16 protein-coding genes and 1 tRNA gene are annotated in these 17550 nt (G+C 36.3%); 6 read left to right on the forward strand and 11 right to left on the reverse strand.

Annotation, left to right across the window (positions count from 1 at the left end; all coding sequences use genetic code 11):
• Nucleotides 1-123 precede the first annotated feature (123 nt).
• Both GS03_RS00755 and GS03_RS00760 read right to left on the reverse strand, forming a co-directional pair.
• Nucleotides 124-1788 (reverse strand): T9SS type A sorting domain-containing protein, encoded by a 1665-nt coding sequence (locus GS03_RS00755; RefSeq protein WP_136150674.1) that lies wholly within the window; start codon nt 1786-1788, stop codon nt 124-126.
• Between the two features lie 229 nt (nt 1789-2017).
• Nucleotides 2018-3094, reverse strand: a complete 1077-nt coding sequence (locus GS03_RS00760) for a DUF6600 domain-containing protein (RefSeq protein WP_136150675.1) — start codon at nt 3092-3094, stop codon at nt 2018-2020.
• A gap of 226 nt (nt 3095-3320) precedes the next feature.
• On the opposite strand from GS03_RS00760, the gene GS03_RS00765 reads away from it, so the two are divergent.
• A complete protein-coding gene (locus GS03_RS00765; protein WP_168710251.1) occupies nt 3321-3740 on the forward strand; it encodes a response regulator in 420 nt (139 codons plus the stop codon).
• A 207-nt stretch (nt 3741-3947) separates the two neighbouring features.
• Complete coding sequence (locus tag GS03_RS00770; protein WP_136150677.1) at nt 3948-4190, forward strand: hypothetical protein; 243 nt, start codon at nt 3948-3950, stop codon at nt 4188-4190.
• A gap of 266 nt (nt 4191-4456) precedes the next feature.
• Here the strand turns inward: GS03_RS00770 and GS03_RS00775 are convergent.
• Nucleotides 4457-4529 (reverse strand) — tRNA-Met (locus GS03_RS00775).
• A gap of 154 nt (nt 4530-4683) precedes the next feature.
• Between GS03_RS00775 and GS03_RS00780 the strand changes: the two genes are divergently transcribed.
• Nucleotides 4684-5136 (forward strand): KTSC domain-containing protein, encoded by a 453-nt coding sequence (locus GS03_RS00780; RefSeq protein WP_136150678.1) that lies wholly within the window; start codon nt 4684-4686, stop codon nt 5134-5136.
• Nucleotides 5137-5236: 100 nt separating this feature from the next.
• On the opposite strand, the gene GS03_RS00785 is transcribed toward GS03_RS00780, so the two are convergent.
• On the reverse strand, nt 5237-6091 hold the full coding sequence (locus tag GS03_RS00785; RefSeq protein WP_136150679.1) for a leucine-rich repeat domain-containing protein: 855 nt from the start codon (nt 6089-6091) through the stop codon (nt 5237-5239).
• A gap of 216 nt (nt 6092-6307) precedes the next feature.
• Between GS03_RS00785 and GS03_RS00790 the strand changes: the two genes are divergently transcribed.
• Together GS03_RS00790 and GS03_RS00795 are read left to right on the forward strand one after the other, a co-directional pair.
• Entirely contained in the window at nt 6308-6793 is a 486-nt protein-coding gene (locus tag GS03_RS00790) for a DUF1761 domain-containing protein (RefSeq protein ID WP_317128580.1), read from the forward strand.
• Nucleotides 6794-6852: 59 nt separating this feature from the next.
• Nucleotides 6853-7998, forward strand: coding sequence for a GNAT family N-acetyltransferase (locus tag GS03_RS00795; protein WP_136150680.1), 1146 nt, complete (start codon nt 6853-6855; stop codon nt 7996-7998).
• Here GS03_RS00795 and abc-f read toward each other — a convergent pair whose 3' ends face one another.
• Nucleotides 7999-9906 (reverse strand): ribosomal protection-like ABC-F family protein, encoded by a 1908-nt coding sequence (gene abc-f / locus GS03_RS00800; RefSeq protein WP_136150681.1) that lies wholly within the window; start codon nt 9904-9906, stop codon nt 7999-8001.
• Between the two features lie 88 nt (nt 9907-9994).
• On the opposite strand from abc-f, the gene GS03_RS00805 reads away from it, so the two are divergent.
• Nucleotides 9995-10378: a DUF983 domain-containing protein gene (locus GS03_RS00805; protein WP_136150682.1), complete on the forward strand. Its 384-nt coding sequence runs from the start codon at nt 9995-9997 to the stop codon at nt 10376-10378.
• Here GS03_RS00805 and GS03_RS00810 read toward each other — a convergent pair.
• From GS03_RS00810 to GS03_RS00835, 6 genes are all read right to left on the reverse strand, one after another.
• Nucleotides 10368-11411 carry an NAD(P)/FAD-dependent oxidoreductase gene (locus GS03_RS00810; protein WP_136153031.1) on the reverse strand — a complete coding sequence of 348 codons (1044 nt, stop codon included), beginning with the start codon at nt 11409-11411 and terminating at the stop codon, nt 10368-10370. The two genes, GS03_RS00805 and GS03_RS00810, sit on opposite strands and share 11 nt — an antisense overlap.
• Before the next feature lie 66 nt (nt 11412-11477).
• Nucleotides 11478-12392, reverse strand: coding sequence for a type IX secretion system ring subunit PorN/GldN (porN, locus tag GS03_RS00815; RefSeq protein ID WP_136150683.1), 915 nt, complete (start codon nt 12390-12392; stop codon nt 11478-11480).
• 48 nt (nt 12393-12440) lie between these two features.
• Entirely contained in the window at nt 12441-13985 is a 1545-nt protein-coding gene (gene porM, locus GS03_RS00820) for a type IX secretion system motor protein PorM/GldM (protein WP_136150684.1), read from the reverse strand.
• A 56-nt stretch (nt 13986-14041) separates the two neighbouring features.
• Nucleotides 14042-14689, reverse strand: coding sequence for a type IX secretion system motor protein PorL/GldL (porL, locus tag GS03_RS00825; protein WP_136150685.1), 648 nt, complete (start codon nt 14687-14689; stop codon nt 14042-14044).
• A 54-nt stretch (nt 14690-14743) separates the two neighbouring features.
• The gene (gene porK, locus GS03_RS00830; protein WP_136150686.1) at nt 14744-16153 is read right to left on the reverse strand and encodes a T9SS ring complex lipoprotein PorK/GldK; all 1410 of its coding nucleotides are present in this window, start codon (nt 16151-16153) and stop codon (nt 14744-14746) included.
• A gap of 241 nt (nt 16154-16394) precedes the next feature.
• Nucleotides 16395-17549 (reverse strand): formimidoylglutamase, encoded by a 1155-nt coding sequence (locus tag GS03_RS00835; RefSeq protein WP_136150687.1) that lies wholly within the window; start codon nt 17547-17549, stop codon nt 16395-16397.
• Nucleotide 17550: the final 1 nt, after the last annotated feature.

Consider the following 17550-nt stretch of genomic DNA (forward strand, 5'->3'; position numbering starts at 1 on the left):
GATTTTTCAATTAATTGACACTCGCCTGCCAGATTATTTCATTCGTTTGCCTGCGGCTCGGGTCTAATGCCGAACAAAATACAAAACAAAAAAATGGGTCATTGTCGACCCATTTTTGTGATGTTATTTCTTTATGGTTTTGGTATGCTGTATACTGCCATCCTGCATGGTCATAGTAAGAATATAGAGTCCCGAATTTAAATTCCCTAAATAGATATCTTGCTGAGGCTGTTGGATAGTTTGCATTAACTTTCCGGTAGTATCTGTAACGAAAATAGTGGCTACTTCTTGAGCATTATCAAGGTGAATGCTATCTGTAAATGGAATTGGATATACTTTAATTTTATTCGGTGTTACCTCAACGTTAGATAGCTCTTGTGTAAGTGTAACTGTTATTCTCCAGGAGTTGTTATTCACTCTGTTATAGTCAGCATTGCAACCTGAACCTCCATAGGTTCTCCAGGCTCTAAGGTCGAAAGTAACATTCCCCGTAAGGCCATTGGCTATGTTTAAACCGGTTCTGTTATAAGAATACGTTCCTGTCGTGCCACCAACTCCCGAAGTGATTGCAGCTTCAGTGGTATTGTTAGTCGTACATACTAAAAGCGTTCTTTGCTCACTCATCCAACCATTAAGGGCTGTGGTCATAGTATAAGAGACATCAGTTGAAGCAATTTGGAAGCCAGCCGGAATGCTTAAGGTTAAAGTCCCCGGACAGGCAGTTGTACTGGTAATGGTAGGTCCGGTAGAATACTCTGTATTGATATCTCCAAGAGTGTAAGTAGCTTCCATTTGCCCGGTGGTGAACATTTTCATTTGCCAAAAGCCTTGTTCAGTATCACAATTTGATCTAACCCAAAAGTAATAGGTGCTTCCCATAGTAAGTCCGGTAAGCGTAACTGTAGTCACCCCTGCAGCGACACTACCGCTTGGGGTCGTTGAAGCTATCGGTGCTACCGAAGAGCTACTGTAGTAATACTGATATCCCATGGAAGGGGCACTTGCCGGTGCAGTCCAGTTAAAAGTTCCACCATCATTAGAAGAGGTGAACGTAATATTTGAAGGTCCGGGACAGCTTGTATAAGCATCCGCCGAAAAAGCAAAGATGTTAGGAATACCACCTGATACTTTTGTTATAGTAACACTCTCTATAGGCTTAGATTGATTAGCAACATTTATGGCTAACGGAATTTGATAGAGTCTTGGATTTGTACCGCCTCCGGTTTCTAAAACATCATTCGTTCGATTGATTCTTCCGATACCTTGTATGGCAAAATTAGCTCCATTATACCAATCAGAAATGGCAAGTCCTGTAAATGTTTCGGTTGTAGTATCGGTAAAGTTAACGGTTACGTTGACTGTACATGCACCGCTGCCTCCGGTAGCCAACATGTATAAATTGACTGCCGGTATAGGATTAGTAAATACTAAAGTCCCTGCGTCACTAACGTTTTGAAGCCGCAATGAATTATCGCCACTATAAGAAGCCAGTTGATAGCTAAGTCCTGCTGGTGCAGCAACCACACTAGTAATAAGTCCGTTTGTTGGCAGTCCATAGGTTAATGGCGTACTACCAGACGTCAGCTGATAGTCTCTCGAAATAAAGTTGAAGTTCACACCATCAACATCATTAGTGGTCGAAGTGATAGATGATCCCACTCCATTAGCAATAACATCGGCATTAAAACCACTTTGAATTGCAATGGGTTGTAGATTTTGTGCTGCTGTTTTCTGAGTAACCAACAAAAAAGAGGCAATAACTGTAGTAAATAGTAGTGTTTTTTTCATAAAAAGTGTAGTTAGATTATTTTGCTACTAAATTACAATATATCCGTAAATAAACCCAAATATCTTTTACTAAGGTACTAAGGGGTAATGTTTTTTATCTATGCGGGACATGTTCTTTGTATTTGCTGGGCAAAGATTAGCTTTTTGGATGGTTAGATTCTTAGACAGTCAGATAAACAACACCCTCCCTTTTCAAGCAGGGTGGTTATAACAAGCTGTTTTAGTAATATTACAAAACCTTTTCTATTGGCAGGTTCTGATGTCCACGCGGTAGGTTACGCGGCAAATCAGGACGGTGCGGTATGTTTTGTCTTTGCGGAATATTCACGGGACCACTGTTATCCAGTGGATTCACACGCGGTTGTGGTTTAGAAGGCGCGTTTCGCCTTGAATTTTCCATATTCCGTTGCTGAATTACTCCCTTAGACGGGTTTGCTATTGGAGCGTTATCCACTCGATTATTACGTGGCAGCGCTGGCTGTTTGTCGGGTCTGTTACGCTTTGCCGGATCCAGATTGTTAGCGGCTTTGATATCCCTGCCTTCGGTAATACGGCTTGGTTTGGCGTTGCCTCTTCTTACCTCAGGACGGTAGAGATTCATTTCGCTTCTGCTACTTTGTTGACCTGGAGCAGTACGCTCACGGATAGTCATAGCAGCAACATTCCTACCAGTTCTTTTTTGTACGTCCCCGCGGTCAGGTCCAGCTGCGTAACGCACATTGTGCCTGTTGTCGCTACGGACGTTGTTGATGATGGTAGTATTTCGGATGATAGTATTATTTCGGGTGTTTGCCACATAATAGTTGCTAACGTTGTTACGTCCGAAGTCACGGTGGCGGACAAAGGTCCAATGGTTATAAGGTACCGAATAACCACTACTGTAAGCCACACTTATAGTCACTCCCGGGCCCATTGGTGCCCAACCATAATAATCGGGCGAGGTTCGCCAGCATACCCAGGCAGGACCCCATTCGTCATCGGGTACCCAAACCCATCCATAGTAAGGGTCATAGTACCAACGGCCATAGTGGAACGGTGCCCATCCCCACGCATAATTGGAATACCAGGTCCAACCGTAATCGGTATAGACCCAATACCCACCGGTGTGGTAAGGACTAAAACCCACGGCTACACGTGGTATCCAGACATAGCCATAGGCAGATGTCTGCATCCAACTGCCATAGGGGCTCAGGTTGTCATAAAACACCTGAAAACTTACGGATGTTTGTGCTGTATTCCTTTGGGGTAGCAAAAGGGTAAAATGTAGTAATAGCAGGAAAAGGCTGATTTTATAAAACGTTTTCATGATACTGAGTTTTTTAGGTCTTTTATACTCAGTTAGGGTAAGGTAAAGTTCCGAATTAACAGGTAAAAAGGCTTTACAGGATTGTCATGAAATGTTGCAGGATTTGCAGATGGGGTTCTCGATAAGTTTTATAATATTAAAATTATATAAACCGCTAACAAATTTTTATAATAGTCTATGCAAAAATATTCGTAACTTTAATGTCCCTATTTTAAATCCGTTAACTATGGAACCCCTTACCCCTTTTACCCTTATGGTTGCCGACGACGACAACGAGGACAGAGAACTTTTCAAAGAAATATTTGAGCACGACCCACATTTTACCCTTATGGGGTGTCTTTCTTCCGGAACGGAAGTGTTGGATGAGATTAGCCGCAAAAAGAACGTTCCCGATGTTTTGCTGGTGGATATGTATATGCCTTTCTTTAGCGGAATTGATTTGGTAAAGGCACTCGAGGAACTACATGCCGCCCCGAACACCTACAAGTTTGTAATCTCGACTACGGTGAATATAGCCGAAAACGAAGCACCAATTCACAGTCCTTATATCATCTTCCTCAAAAAACCAGTCAGTTGGCAGGAGATTAATGCGCTACCAAGCGTTTTAATGGGTTATCTCGAACAAAAGTTTGAAGGGGTGTCGTAGCCCCTTTGACACTTCGGCAAAATCAGTATAGGCTTATCTCAGGGTGACAATTAAAAATAAACTTCGCTAAAAAATAGGCGTTTTGCTTGTTTTATTGCTTTTCGATGAACGGCTCTTTTTTTTAACACCGGCATAGTGTTCTTTAACATAATAGGAGCAATGGTTTGTCTACCTTTGTAGTCCCAAAACAACTTAACATTACCTACTATGCCTATTTCGACTGTTTTTGAATATTGTCAAAGCATCAATGCTCACTTAATGTTAGAGTATTTTTACAAAGGAGAAAAGATAGATGACCCTGCGCTTTTTTTTGACTTGAATCAAGGTCTCTTTGAATTTGCCTATCCGTCTCCGGAAGAAACACAGTTGATGATTGACAAATACCTGCTTTTCAGCAGTACCCATAAACTTGTTATTTCAGAATATGGGTTTCATTTGATTCATTTGTAAATGGTATTGGTGACCTTAGTGGGTGACCTTTTTTTATTTGGTTGTTATAACAAAAGTACTGAGGGTTTCCTCGCTATAAGGTCAGGTTGTATAAGCATGGATTGCATACGAGCAAAGCGACTGACAAAGGAAATCCGCGCTATCAGGTAAATTCATAACTATAAATTCCCGCTTGCGTGGGACAAGAACTTTAGTGAACTGGCGAAACAATGACAAAATAGTGAGAATAAAAAAACTCCAACATTACTGTTGGAGTTTTTACTTAGTAGCGGGAACAGGACTCGAACCTGTGACCTTCGGGTTATGAGCCCGACGAGCTGCCTACTGCTCTATCCCGCGCTGTTTCGAGTGCAAATATACAACGAAAATTGACACACACAAGATATTTAAAGTAAAAAATAAGTTAATTTTCAAATGAGTGCTTATATATCTAAAGTAAAGAACTACTTTTGCACGAAATTTAAAAAGCCCTAATCGGTTATATTCCAGCAAAATGAATACAAAAAAAATTATCGAATACAGAGCGTTACTTGGCGTAACCAAAACAGCTACTTTGAAAGAGCTAAAAACCATTTACAGAAACTGTATGAAGGATAGTCATCCGGATACTATTCAGGATGATGCCGAACGTTTGGCAGCAGAAGAGAAAAGTACGGAGATTATTGCGGCTTATCATTTTTTAGTAAGTATTGCGCCGGAAACTTTGGAAAAAGACAAAGCAGAATATACAAGAATCACTTCAACTATAAACCTTGCTGATTTTTATTATGAGAAAGGCGTACTCTATGTTACCTTTTTAGATGGAAGTTCGTTTGAGTATTTTGGTGTTTTAAGACCAATGTATATCAAAATGGTGAATGCTGAATCTCCGAGTCGTTTCGCCAGAAGACATATTTACAATGACTATATTTATAGAAGCGCTTCTAAATTAGTAGCTGCTGAATAAAAGGTTATAAAGTTTATAAAATAAAAAAGGTCTTGAAAATTCAAGACCTTTTTTACTTACTTATCTAACAAAATTTTATTTTATATAAAACCAAGAGTTCTTATTCATCATTAGCAACTGCTGAATTTTTATCGATACTCACTTTTAGCGTCGTAGCAACACCTTGCTCATTTACCATTGTCATATTTAAAGTATCCAATTTAGCAAGATTTCTTGAAACCAATCCGTTGAACATATTATAAGAAATATTCATTTCTTTTAAGTTACCTAATTTCTCTAAGTCAAAAGGAACCTGACCATCCATTTTATTTTCAAATAAACTTAGGGTTTCCAATGAAGTTAGACCTGAAACTTCTTTATCTAATTTACCTGTAAGTTTGTTGCTGTTTAACAATAAAACTTTTAGCGATTTCAATTGATAATAAGAAGCGGGGATTTGACCTTCGATTTCGTTGTTGAACAAAGAAAGTGTTTCCAAATTTGTTAAATTTCCAACAGCTACAGGCAATTGACCTGTTAGTCTGTTCATGTGCATTTCAATTGATTTCAATTGTGTAGCATTTCCTAAAGCTTCCGGTAAAGCACCTGATACCTGGTTGAATGCAATATTCAGTTTGGTCAGGTTTTTCAAGTTACCAATAGATGCCGGCAAAACTCCGGTAATATTGTTTCTGAAAAGATTCAAAACTTGTAGTGACGTTAAATCACCAATTTCTTTTGGAAGTTCACCATTAAGGTTATTGTTAACCAATTTAATGGCTACCACTTTATCATTTTGGATTTCTACACCATACCAGGTTGATACGGGTGATTTTAAATCCCATTTGTTAATCCATTGCGATCCTTTAGTAGCTTTGTTAAGTTTAACTAAAGCGTTTTTTTCTGTTGCCGATATTTCTGCGAAAACAGAAACTGAGACAAACAGTAACATGATATAGGTAAAAATAGTTTTCATAACATTTATGATTTGAGGTTAAGACGAAGTAAAACTATAAGTATTATCGTTTAAAAACAAATAAAATCGACGAAATGCATAGTCGCTTTATTTTTTCATTACTTTATCTTACAAAAATCTATAAAATTCCTATTAAAATTGATTAGTTGTCAAAAAAAAATAGATTTAAAAAATATTTTTTACATTTGGTACACTAACCAATTAAACCTAAACAATATGGAGAACATGCCATTTAATTTTTTAGCAGTTATTGCCGCTACATTTGTGACTTTAGTTATTGGATTCATCTGGTACAGCCCGGCTGTTTTCGGAACCATCTGGATGAAGGAAACCGGAATGACCGAAGAAAAAGCCAAACAATCCAATATGCTAAAAGTATTCGGATTGACCATCATTTATTCTTTTATGCTTGCGTTTATCCTGCCAGCTATTGTAAACCACCAAATGGGTGCACTGGGTTTGTTTGACGGAAATCCGGAAAACCCAGGCTTTATCGAATTAATGAAAACTCATGGTGATGTCTACAGGTCTTTTAAACACGGAGCATTACATGGTTGTTTTGCCGGTGTATTTATTGCCCTGCCGATAACTGCAATCAATGCTTTATTTGAGCAAAAATCATGGAAATACATCTTAGTCAACGCCGGATACTGGATAGTATCGCTGACTATTATGGGTGCTATCATCTGTGGCTGGAAATAGTTTAACATTTAATTATAAACATATCGCTCTACCTTTGTAGGGCGATTTTTTTTAGCTTTTTGGAAACAACCACCTATAAAATATATTCGGCCATTTCACAACTTCCTGATTCCTGGGATGAAGTTGCCTATGACAATGCTTTTTTGCAAACGTATTATCTGAAAGTTTTAGAAGAATCGGCGCCCACAAACATGCAGTGCTTTTATATTGGCATTTTTAAAAAATCGGAACTTATTGGTGTAGCATTGGCGCAATATCTTAATTTGAATAAGTTAGAATCATTTGGCGAAAGAGATAAATGTTTTAAAACCTATGCACGAAATTTTGTTTTCAAAAACTTTGCTTCCCATGCTTTGTTTCTTGGCAACAATATGATAACCGGGCAAAACGGCTATGTTTTCAATAAAAAAATTGATTTAAAAACAGTCGCCGAATTACTAAATGAATGTGCTAAAGAAATTACGGCTTACTTCAAAAAGCAAAACATAAAAATCCACATCGTTTCCTTTAAAGACTTTTATCAGAATTGCGCTGTTGAACTCAAGAAGTCCTCTTTTTCTGAGATGTATGAGTTCAATACGCAACCCAATATGATTTTTGAATTGGATAAAAATTGGAAAACAAATGACGATTATGTTGCCTCATTTTCTAAAAAATACCGTGACCAATACAAACGCGCTCATAAAAAATTTGAAGGAATCACAACACGGGAATTATCATTGGAAGAAATCCTGTCTAATGAAGAACGCATTTACGAATTGTATCATCACGTAGCCAGAAATGCACCTTTCAACACTTTCTTTTTAGCCAAAAATCATTTCTCATCCTTTAAAAAACAATGTGGCAACCGATTTATACTAATTGGTTATTTTTTAAATAATGAGCTGGTTGGTTTCCATACCTTGTTGCTCAACGGAACAACTTTAGAAACGTATTTTCTGGGGTATGATGAACAAATTCAAAAAGAAAAAATGCTTTATTTGAATATGCTGTACAACATGACAAAATATGGCATTGAGAATCAATTCAAAGAAATAATCTTCGGAAGAACTGCGCTGGAAATCAAAAGTTCTATTGGTGCTGAACCTGTTCTAATGTCCGGATTTATTTATCACAACAACAAATTGATTGACAAGTATTTTGATAAGATATTTCCAAAACTGGAGCCAACATTAGTTTGGCAACAACGACATCCGTTTAAATAGTTACATCGAGTCAATTTCTCCCTGAACAACTTCCCATTCTTCAAGCAGTTTATCCAGTTCCTGTTTTTTCTTATTGTATGCCATAAAGAAATTGGCGTCTTCAACATGTTTGTCATAGTTTGAAGCTAAAGCTTTGTCATCAGCCTGAATATCGATTTCCAATTGTTTGATTTGGCTTTCTACTTTACTCAAGCGGTTTTGAAGTGATTTGCTTTTCTTTTGGTCTTCATAGGAAACTTTGGCTGTTTCTTTTGGAGCTTCTTTTTTGGCAACATCCTTCTTCTCTACTTCGCGCATGTTTTCCAAATTGCGCTGTTCAAGGAAAAAGTTGATGTCACCCAAATATTCCTTGATTTTTTGATCTTTGAATTCGTATACGATATTAGACATTCCCTGTAGAAAATCCCTGTCGTGAGAAACCAGCAATAAGGTTCCTTCATATTTTTTCAATGCCGCTTTCAGGACATTCTTTGATTTGATATCCAGGTGATTCGTTGGCTCATCCATCACCAAAACGTTGATAGGCTGCAACAATAGTTTACACAATGCCAAACGATTTCGTTCGCCACCTGAAAGTACTTTTACTTTTTTCTCTACATCATCACCACGAAACAGGAACGAACCCAACATATCTCTAACTTTAGAACGATTCGTGTCGGTTGCCGCATTCGTCATGGTTTCCAATAAGGTAATTTCGCCGTCTAAATATTCTGCCTGATTTTGGGCAAAATAACCCAACTGCACATTGTGTCCGAGTTTTATCGAACCCTGATATTTAAACTCATTGACAATGGCTTTCATAAAGGTCGATTTCCCCTGACCATTTTGACCTACGAAAGCGATTTTGCTTCCGCGTTCTACCAGAAGTGAAATGTCTTTTAAAATCGTTTTATCGCCATACGCTTTGGTTACGTGTTCTGCTTCTATAACAACCCGCCCCGGAGTTTGCGATACCGGAAACGAAATATTCATCACAGAAGTATCATCTTCATCCACTTCGATACGCTCTACTTTGTCCAACTTCTTGATAAGCGATTGTGCCATTGAGGCTTTTGATGCTTTGGCTCTGAACTTTTCGATTAACTTCTCGGTTTCCTCTATTTTCTTGGCTTGATTTTTTTGGGTAGCCAATTGCTTTTCTCTGATTTCTTCACGCAAAACTAAGTATTGTGAATACGGTTTGTTGTAATCATAAGCTTTGCCCAATGAGATTTCAATGGTACGATTGGTCACATTATCCAAAAACATTTTATCGTGGGAAACAATTACCACAACTCCCGGAAAGTTTCGAAGAAATCCTTCCAGCCAAATGATACTCTCGATATCCAAGTGATTCGTTGGCTCATCCAACAATAAAATATCATTCGATTGTAATAATAATTTGGCTAACTCAATACGCATTCTCCATCCACCGGAAAAAGTATCAGTTTGGTTGTTGAAATCTTCTCTTTTAAAACCTAAGCCCAATAATATTTTCTCGGTATCACCAACATAATTATAACCGCCAAGCAATTCAAAACGATGCGTGTAATCGGATAAATCTTCAATGATTTGACTATAAGCCTCGCTTTCATAATCGGTTCTTGAAACCAATTGGTGGTTTATTTTTTCAAGCTTTTTTTCAACCGCTTTTATTTCAGTAAACGCTTCATACGCTTCTTCAAGTACGGTTCTTCCGTGGTCAAAATCGATATCCTGACGAAGAAAACCCATTTTAATTTCCTTCTCGGTGGCAATCTGACCTGAATCGGGTTTGAAATCGCCGGCAAGAATTTTTAGCATCGTTGATTTTCCGGCGCCGTTTTTTCCAACAAGCCCTACTCTGTCTCCGGAACCTAAACGAAAAGTTACCTCTTCAAAAAGGTATGTGCCGCCAAAAGAAACCGATAAGTTATGGATATTTAACATAGAGAAAAAGAATAGTATATTAGTATTGAAGCCTTCCTTTGGGTTTACCTTTGTATACCAAACGGAATTAAATTAAAATTTTTTGCAAATGTTAAAAAAAGGATCCAAACTAAATAGCATTTTAACAGGAACTTGTCCAAGATGTCAGGAAGAAAGCATGTATGTTGATAAAAATCCATACAACTTACCAAAGATTTTTGAAATGCACGAGAATTGCAGTCATTGTGGCTTACAATATCAGTTAGAGCCTTCGTTTTTTTATGGGGCGATGTATGTAAATTATGGATTGACGGTTGCTGTTGGAGTGGCGGCGTTTATCATTTCAAAATTTCTTTTGGGATTAGCATTAACACCATCATTTATTGCCATCATTATAGCTCTGGTTGTTTTGATGCCACTTAACACAAGATTAGCCCGGAATATTTACATCAATATGTTTGTGAGTTTCGATAAAGATGCTGCTACCAAATAGCATATCTTTTTATATCGATTGTCTTATCTAATGGTTTTCCATTTTCGATAAAGTCGTATAAATCTTTGGCCAACGTTGGCGCCAGCATCACACCACGAGTTCCGAGACCGTTTAAAATATGAAGATTTGCATGTTTCGGATGCGTGCCAAGCAATGGTCTTCTGTCTTTGACTGTTGGTCTTACGCCGGCAAAATGTTCTACAATTTCAAAATCACAGTTTAGAATTTCCTTTATTCTATCAATCAATTCCTGTTTTCCTTCTGCAGTTGGCGTGTTTGTTTTGTCTTCCCAATTATAGGTTGCGCCTACTTTAAAAAGATTATCGCCCAAAGGCAAAATAAAAACACTGGTATTTATAATCACATCCAAATCTAAATCAGCTGCTCTAATAATGAATAATTCTCCTTTAGTTCCGTCAAGCGGTAACTGATTAAAAAATGGATTAGAATGCATCCCAAATCCTTCTGCGAAGACAATGTGTTTGGCTTTTCTATTTTGGTATTCGATATGGTCGTCAAATGTTTTCACAGCTGTATAATCAAAAGTGTCTGAAACAAATAAATTTAAACTTTTTAAATACTCGTGATAATGGGTAAGCAAAGTAATCGTATCAACATAGCCAGTATGCAGGACTTCGCCATATCCAAAAGGTGAATCAATCCCATTGTATTTTTTGTGAACGATAGTAGTAGAAAGAAATGGTGCCAGATTAGGCTTATCGGAAGCTGTGAACCAATTATTTTGTTCTTCTACAGAAAAGAACTTTCTGTAAATAGGAATTTTAAAATCGAATTGAGTTGCAAGTTTTTTTTCAATTACAGCGTAAAAACTATTTGCCAACTCAAGTTGTTTATTAGCATTCCAAACCTGGCTAAATCTTTTTAAGATTACCGGATTATACAATCCGCCGGCAATGCTGCTTGAACTTTGTGAGTTATTATCAAAAACTATAAATGATTTATTGTGCTGCAAAAGTGTTTCTGCAAAAGCGATGCCTGCTAATCCTGAACCAACAATAATATAATCTGTCATCATTTATAGCTAAAAAAAACTCTCACCATAAAGATGAGAGTTTTATATTGTATTATGAAATATTTCTTAGTAATTCCACATGTCAGACTCAAAACTACGAATCTTCTCTTTTACTCTTTCAGATTCCAAAAGCTGTGCCTGTGAATTGTCCTTCATGTATTGTTGAATTTCTCTATCACCATAAACATTTTCTTCTTTGTAAATCTCACCGTTAAATCTTCGGGAGTTTAACAAATGGTCAAACGTGATTGGCATTGCAGAATTCTTATCGTTAAAGGCCTTCGACTCATGCAGTATATCTCTTACTGTAGGGAAGTAAACCCAGAACAAATCAATTACATCGGCTTTTTCATTCCCGGCGTCTCTTGCCTCAGGAGTAACCGGACACAAAGCTAACAGTCTGTATTTCAACTCACCTTGACGTTTGTCAAAATACCAATAACCTTTGATTTTGTAGCCTGAAATATAACTGGCATCCAATTCTTTTTTATTGATATACTGTGGGTCTAAAACTTTAGCTCCGCTTTTATAATCATCATAGTAGTTGTTTATTTCGTCCTTACCTGCATCAGTTGTATCGATGTAAGTAAATGAAGACTCCATATCTTTAAACGTTTTCTTAATATTGAAATAATCATCAGTATATACTTCTGTTATTTTACCACTTTTGATGTTTTTTACAAGTACGTCGAAAAGTGATCTTCTTTCTTTACCAACGTAAGCCGTATCAATTGGATAATACAAAGGGAAATTAATTCTCTCATCAACGTCAATAAACTCCCAAATGGTTTTACCCATTAAGACATCCCTGTCGTGAACATAACCATAAGGTAATGGTTTGTCGTTGTCAGAAATTAACTGTGCAGGTGTTTTCTTTCCAATCTCATCCGGAGTTTTGGAATTCAACAAGTTTGCCTGAGCATAAGTTGAAGCACTCATTGCTACTGCAAAAATTACTGATAAAAGATTTTTAATTTTCATAATTTATAATATAAGTTATTTAAGTAGGTTTCTCTTCAACTTAAATTATTATTGTATTTCGTAAATAACCGGTGCAGCATCTTTAGGGACAATTCCTGAAGCTCCAACAATTCTTGTTTTAATATCAAAGATAGATATTTGGTCACCTTTTGATGCTCTTGCTAAAGCTGCTTTACATTTTGCATCAACTCTATTACCGCTAACAATAACAGCTGCCTGTCCAGGAACTTTGAAACTAAAACGAGTAACCTCATATTTTAAATCATAAACGAAGTCAAGAAGATCAGCAGTAACTGTAGAAACCTCTAAACGAGATTTAGCTCCTTTTTGAACTCCTGTCACACCACCAATTGCACCAGCCGGAGCAGGGATGTTTTTGATTCTAAATACTTTCTTATCTGACACTTTAGATTTGTCTGGTAATTCACCCGTTACACTAACGGTAACTTCAGTCCCTGAACCAGGGCTTAGATTATATTGACCAGGCTTAGCACCTCTAGTCATACCCGGAGCAGAAGCAGTAACTTTATTGTCAGTGATACCAGCAAATGATATTGTCATTGGATTTGCTAATCCTCTGTACACTACATTCATTTTATCAGCAGATATATTTGCTGATTGCGGTTTAGGAACTACAACATAGTTTCCTTTGATTGGTAAACTTACTATCTTTCCACCTTCATCGAAATTAAAAGAACCTGTAATTTCATGCTCACCTACAGCACCCGCTCCGAATGAGAAATCTGCTTGTCCAGCAGTAGCTTTAACAGATTGACCGTTTACGACAACTGATTTTGCAACCAAATCCGGGTCAAATTTACCAAGAATGATTTTTCCTTTAACTGCTTCTCCTTGGAAGAAAGCTGTTTTTTCAGGAACAACAATTGGTTGGTATTTCGTTAAAGATGCAGCAGAGATCAAACTTGTTTGGAACATACCAGCGATAATGTCGCTTTCTGTAGTTTTGATATCGGCTTGTAATTGTGATAATTTTGTAATAGATGCAATTAATGGGAATCCTTTGTAATTGTAATCAATCCAAGAAACCGTAGCACCTGCATTTTTAGATTTAACAGGATTTGTAGCAAATCTGTCCTCAATTTTTTTCATTTCAGTAGCAGCGATGGCACTTCCACCAATTTGCTTTACCTGATTTGTATAATTTTGAATTCTATCTAAAAACTCCTGACCTTCTTTAGATACTTTATCTCCTTTGAAGAACAAGTTATCAAAGAAATCTCCTTTATCCATTTTCTCATAAACCCCTTCTTCATTCAAGTCGAATTTCTCAGATGATTTGTTTTTTAAATCTTCTATATAAGAGTAAAATTCTTTTGATAAAGCTCTGATTTTTTCAACCTTGATTTTTTTGTCACCAAACTGCTTTCCTTGCTCTGATGCTTTTTGAGCCAATTGCGCAAATGCATCATCATTTCGAGCTGTAGTAAGCGCGTTAGATTCAACAATCTTTTTATTTAAAATTCCAAAAGCCGATAATACTTCTTTTGACATGTTCAATGCCAACATCGCGATGAATACCAAGTACATCAGGTTAATCATCTTCTGTCTAGGGGTTAATTTTCCTCCTGCCATTTTTTCTAATTAGTTTAAATTATTATTTTGTTTAAAATATATAGTTATATAACTAATTATCCTTTGTTACTCATTGCAGAAAGCATTCCACCGTATACATTATTCAATGTAGAAAGGTTAGAAGTCAAGCTTTGCATTTGATCTTTTAATTTTAAATTGTTTTCAGCAACCTCATCGTTAATTTTTGCGTTTCTTTCAGCGCTTTGTAATTGAACTTGGTATAAACCGTTCAAAGTTTCTAATTGAGTAGCTGCTTTAGTCATTTCTTCAGCATATTTTTTAGTTGAAGCAACAGAATCAACTGTTGGAGATATAGCTTTTGCTGCACCTTCAAAGTTTTTGATGCTATTTCCTAAGCTTTCCATCAACGCACTGTCAACTTTAGCTTCTTTCAACATAGCGTCTAATTTTTGAGACAATAAACCTTGCGCGTCAGTAGCATCTTCTGTTTTTACTTTTTTAGCTTTTGCTTCACCACCAGCTAATTCTGGATAAACTAGCGACCAGTCTAATTCGTTGTCAACAGGTTCAAAAGCAGACAAACCAAAGATTAAAGCTTCCGTTACAAGACCAATAGTTAACATTAAGTTACCCGTAATAAATCCAAATTCAAGGTGAGTAATTTTGAATAATGCTCCAAGGATTACAACTGCTGCTCCCATCCCGTATGCGAAATTCATTGCTTTTTTGCTTAATAATGCCATAATAATAAAATTTTAGTTAGTTAGTTTTAATTTATATTTAAGTTAGTTTTGAAATTACTTTTTAGGTGCAGCATTCTTGGTAACCTGAGTTCCCATATAATCCTGAACTGTACGGAAACCAATGTAGCTTCTTGCTGAATCTGCATATTCAAAATCTCTGGTTCCTACTTGTAAGAAGTAAGCAACATCTTTCCATGAACCACCGCGAACAGCTTTTCTCATGTTTTTTAAATCAGAAACATTTGGATTTATTGAAGATACATACTCGTAAGCCGCTGCATCATATGCTGTATCTGTCCATTCAGCCACATTTCCTGACATATTGTACAAATTATAGCCATTTGGCTCATATGATTTTGCTTCTACTGTATATAAAGCCTGATCGGCAGCATAATCTCCTCTGTTAGGTTTGAAATTAGCTAAGAAACAACCTCTGTCATTTTTAGCATAAGGTCCACCCCATGGGAAAGTTGCTGATTCTAATCCACCTCTGGCAGCGTATTCCCATTCTGATTCAATAGGAAGACGGAAGGAGTTTATTAAATCCTGCTTCTTCTTCTTTGATTTGATGTAAGAATTTTTGTTTAACGTTCTCCAAGCACAAAATGCTTTTGCCTGTTTCCAGCTAACACCAACTACAGGATATTCGCCATACGCTTGGTGCCAAAAATAATCATTGTGCATTGGCTCATTATAGGAGTAAGCAAAATCTTTTATCCAAACTGTAGTGTCAGGATAAACAAGTTGCTGTTCAGTTCTGATGAAATCACTTCTTTTACCTTTTTTAGCTTTTGCAGCTGCCTGAATATCCATCCAAGAGTATCTGAATTTTAATTTACGAACATCTATAGTTCTTAAACCATTAAAAGATTCTGCCATTGGCAAATACATAGTATCCATAACTTCAGTGTAATACTCGTCCGGATATTTCTTAGTATCTTTTATAAGTTTAATTTTTTTATTCAATCTTCTTCCTGCATAAGGATCATCATCAGTTCCTACACTATAATAATTCTCATACATATACTTATCGTATGGAGTCATTTTAGCAGGATCGGTATCGTTAAAAGCAAAATCTCCGATGCTTCCACCTTTTCCTCCGCCTTTTCCTCCTTTACCGGTAGAAGTTTGTCCAACTTCATCAGCAAGAATAGCTAAACGTACTCTTATTGTAGAGTCTTTTACCCATTCCACAAACTGACGGTACTCACTATTTGTGATTTCGGTTTCATCCATATAGAATGATCTAACGGTAACCGTTTTAGTAGGCGAATCTTGAATATTAGCTGGGTCATCATCAGATTTACCCATAATGTAAGATCCACCAGGTATCAAAGTCATTCCAAATGGCTTTTCTGGGCGCCATTTTTTTCCTTTAACTCCTACCAACTCACCTTTATCACTTGATCCACCACAACTGGTTAATAAAGCTAAAAATGACGCAAATGTTATGAACTTCTTCATATGTATATATTGGGGTTAATTTGAACTATTTTTTTAAGGGCGTAAACCTATTTATTATTTTTCAAAAAAGCAATTAATTAATATTAAATTTCATCATACAATTTTCCACAATAGTAAATCACATTCCAAAAATAGAATTTATCTTGTAATTAAAAAAATATTTTATCGATTAAATGCACTTTTTAACGATAAAACGTTACTTTTATGTGTTATTTGTAAGTTTTTTATGTTTTTATTTTTATTATATTGAATTTTTCCTTTGCGCTTTCCACCATCTTTCCGGTATTTCATTATTGCAAGCAGCTAAATATTCATCATGCGAACAAGATAATAACGTATTTTTTTTTAGTTTATTGTGTTGTCCTGCAAAAAAATTTATTTCTATCCACCATCTCCCGGTTTTATTACTCTTATAGAATACTAATTCATCGTTTTCTAATGGAACAATGTATTTTAAGTAATTTTCTTTTGTTCCAAATGGATACTCATTAGAACGATAATTAACACCTTCGATAAAATACCATATTATTTGGGCAATGAGCACTGAGCCTTCTTTCTTATTATTATAATTAAAAATTCCCAGAGAACTCACCTTGTCACTTATACCTGAATATCTTGATAGACTACAAATTTCTTTTCCATCAAAACCATTTGGTGTAAAAGTAGCAAAATTTCCTGAATATGAAGACTTTACAGCATTTAAATCTATGCTTACTATATCTGCATCGCGTAATGTTGGTTCAGACAATTCAATATTGTTAGAAATTTCGCCTAATCTGTAAGCATCAAAAAATAATTTTTCTATTAAATCAATCTCTTCCTGAGAATTATAATAGGTTTGATATCCTATATTGGTATAATTAAAAAGGTTATTAGGCTCGTCCAAAATTATTTTAGACAAATACGAATTGGCTGTTATTCCTTCTTCCTGTTTGCCAAAATCAAATTTACTGTCTATAGAAACCAGGTTAACCATTTGTTCCTGCTTATCGTATGCTCTGTATAAAGGATAAGTCAAATCCTGCGAACCACCAATAACAATCGGAATAATTCCTTTTCGGATTAATTTAGCCGCCACTTTTTGTAAAGCAAAAAAAGTATCTTCTAATGAATTTCCCGGAATAATATCTCCCAAATCGGCAATGGAGCTTTGCCAGTTTCCAGGAAACAAACCATATAATTCTTTTCGAACGGCATCCAGATTTACTTCGTCATCAACGTAGTTTACTGCACCACGGTTTTCTAAAACACCAATGATGGCAATTTTTACTTTGTCGATATCAGGAAAGTCTTTATCCGTATGAAACGCAACTTTGCTCCCCAAATGCTGTGACGACAATCCGTTTATGTATTGAATAATTTCGTTATCAACTGGTGACAGAAAATCAAATTCCATA

This window comes from Flavobacterium sangjuense, from assembly GCF_004797125.1.
Taxonomy (GTDB): Bacteria; Bacteroidota; Bacteroidia; order Flavobacteriales; family Flavobacteriaceae; genus Flavobacterium; species Flavobacterium sangjuense.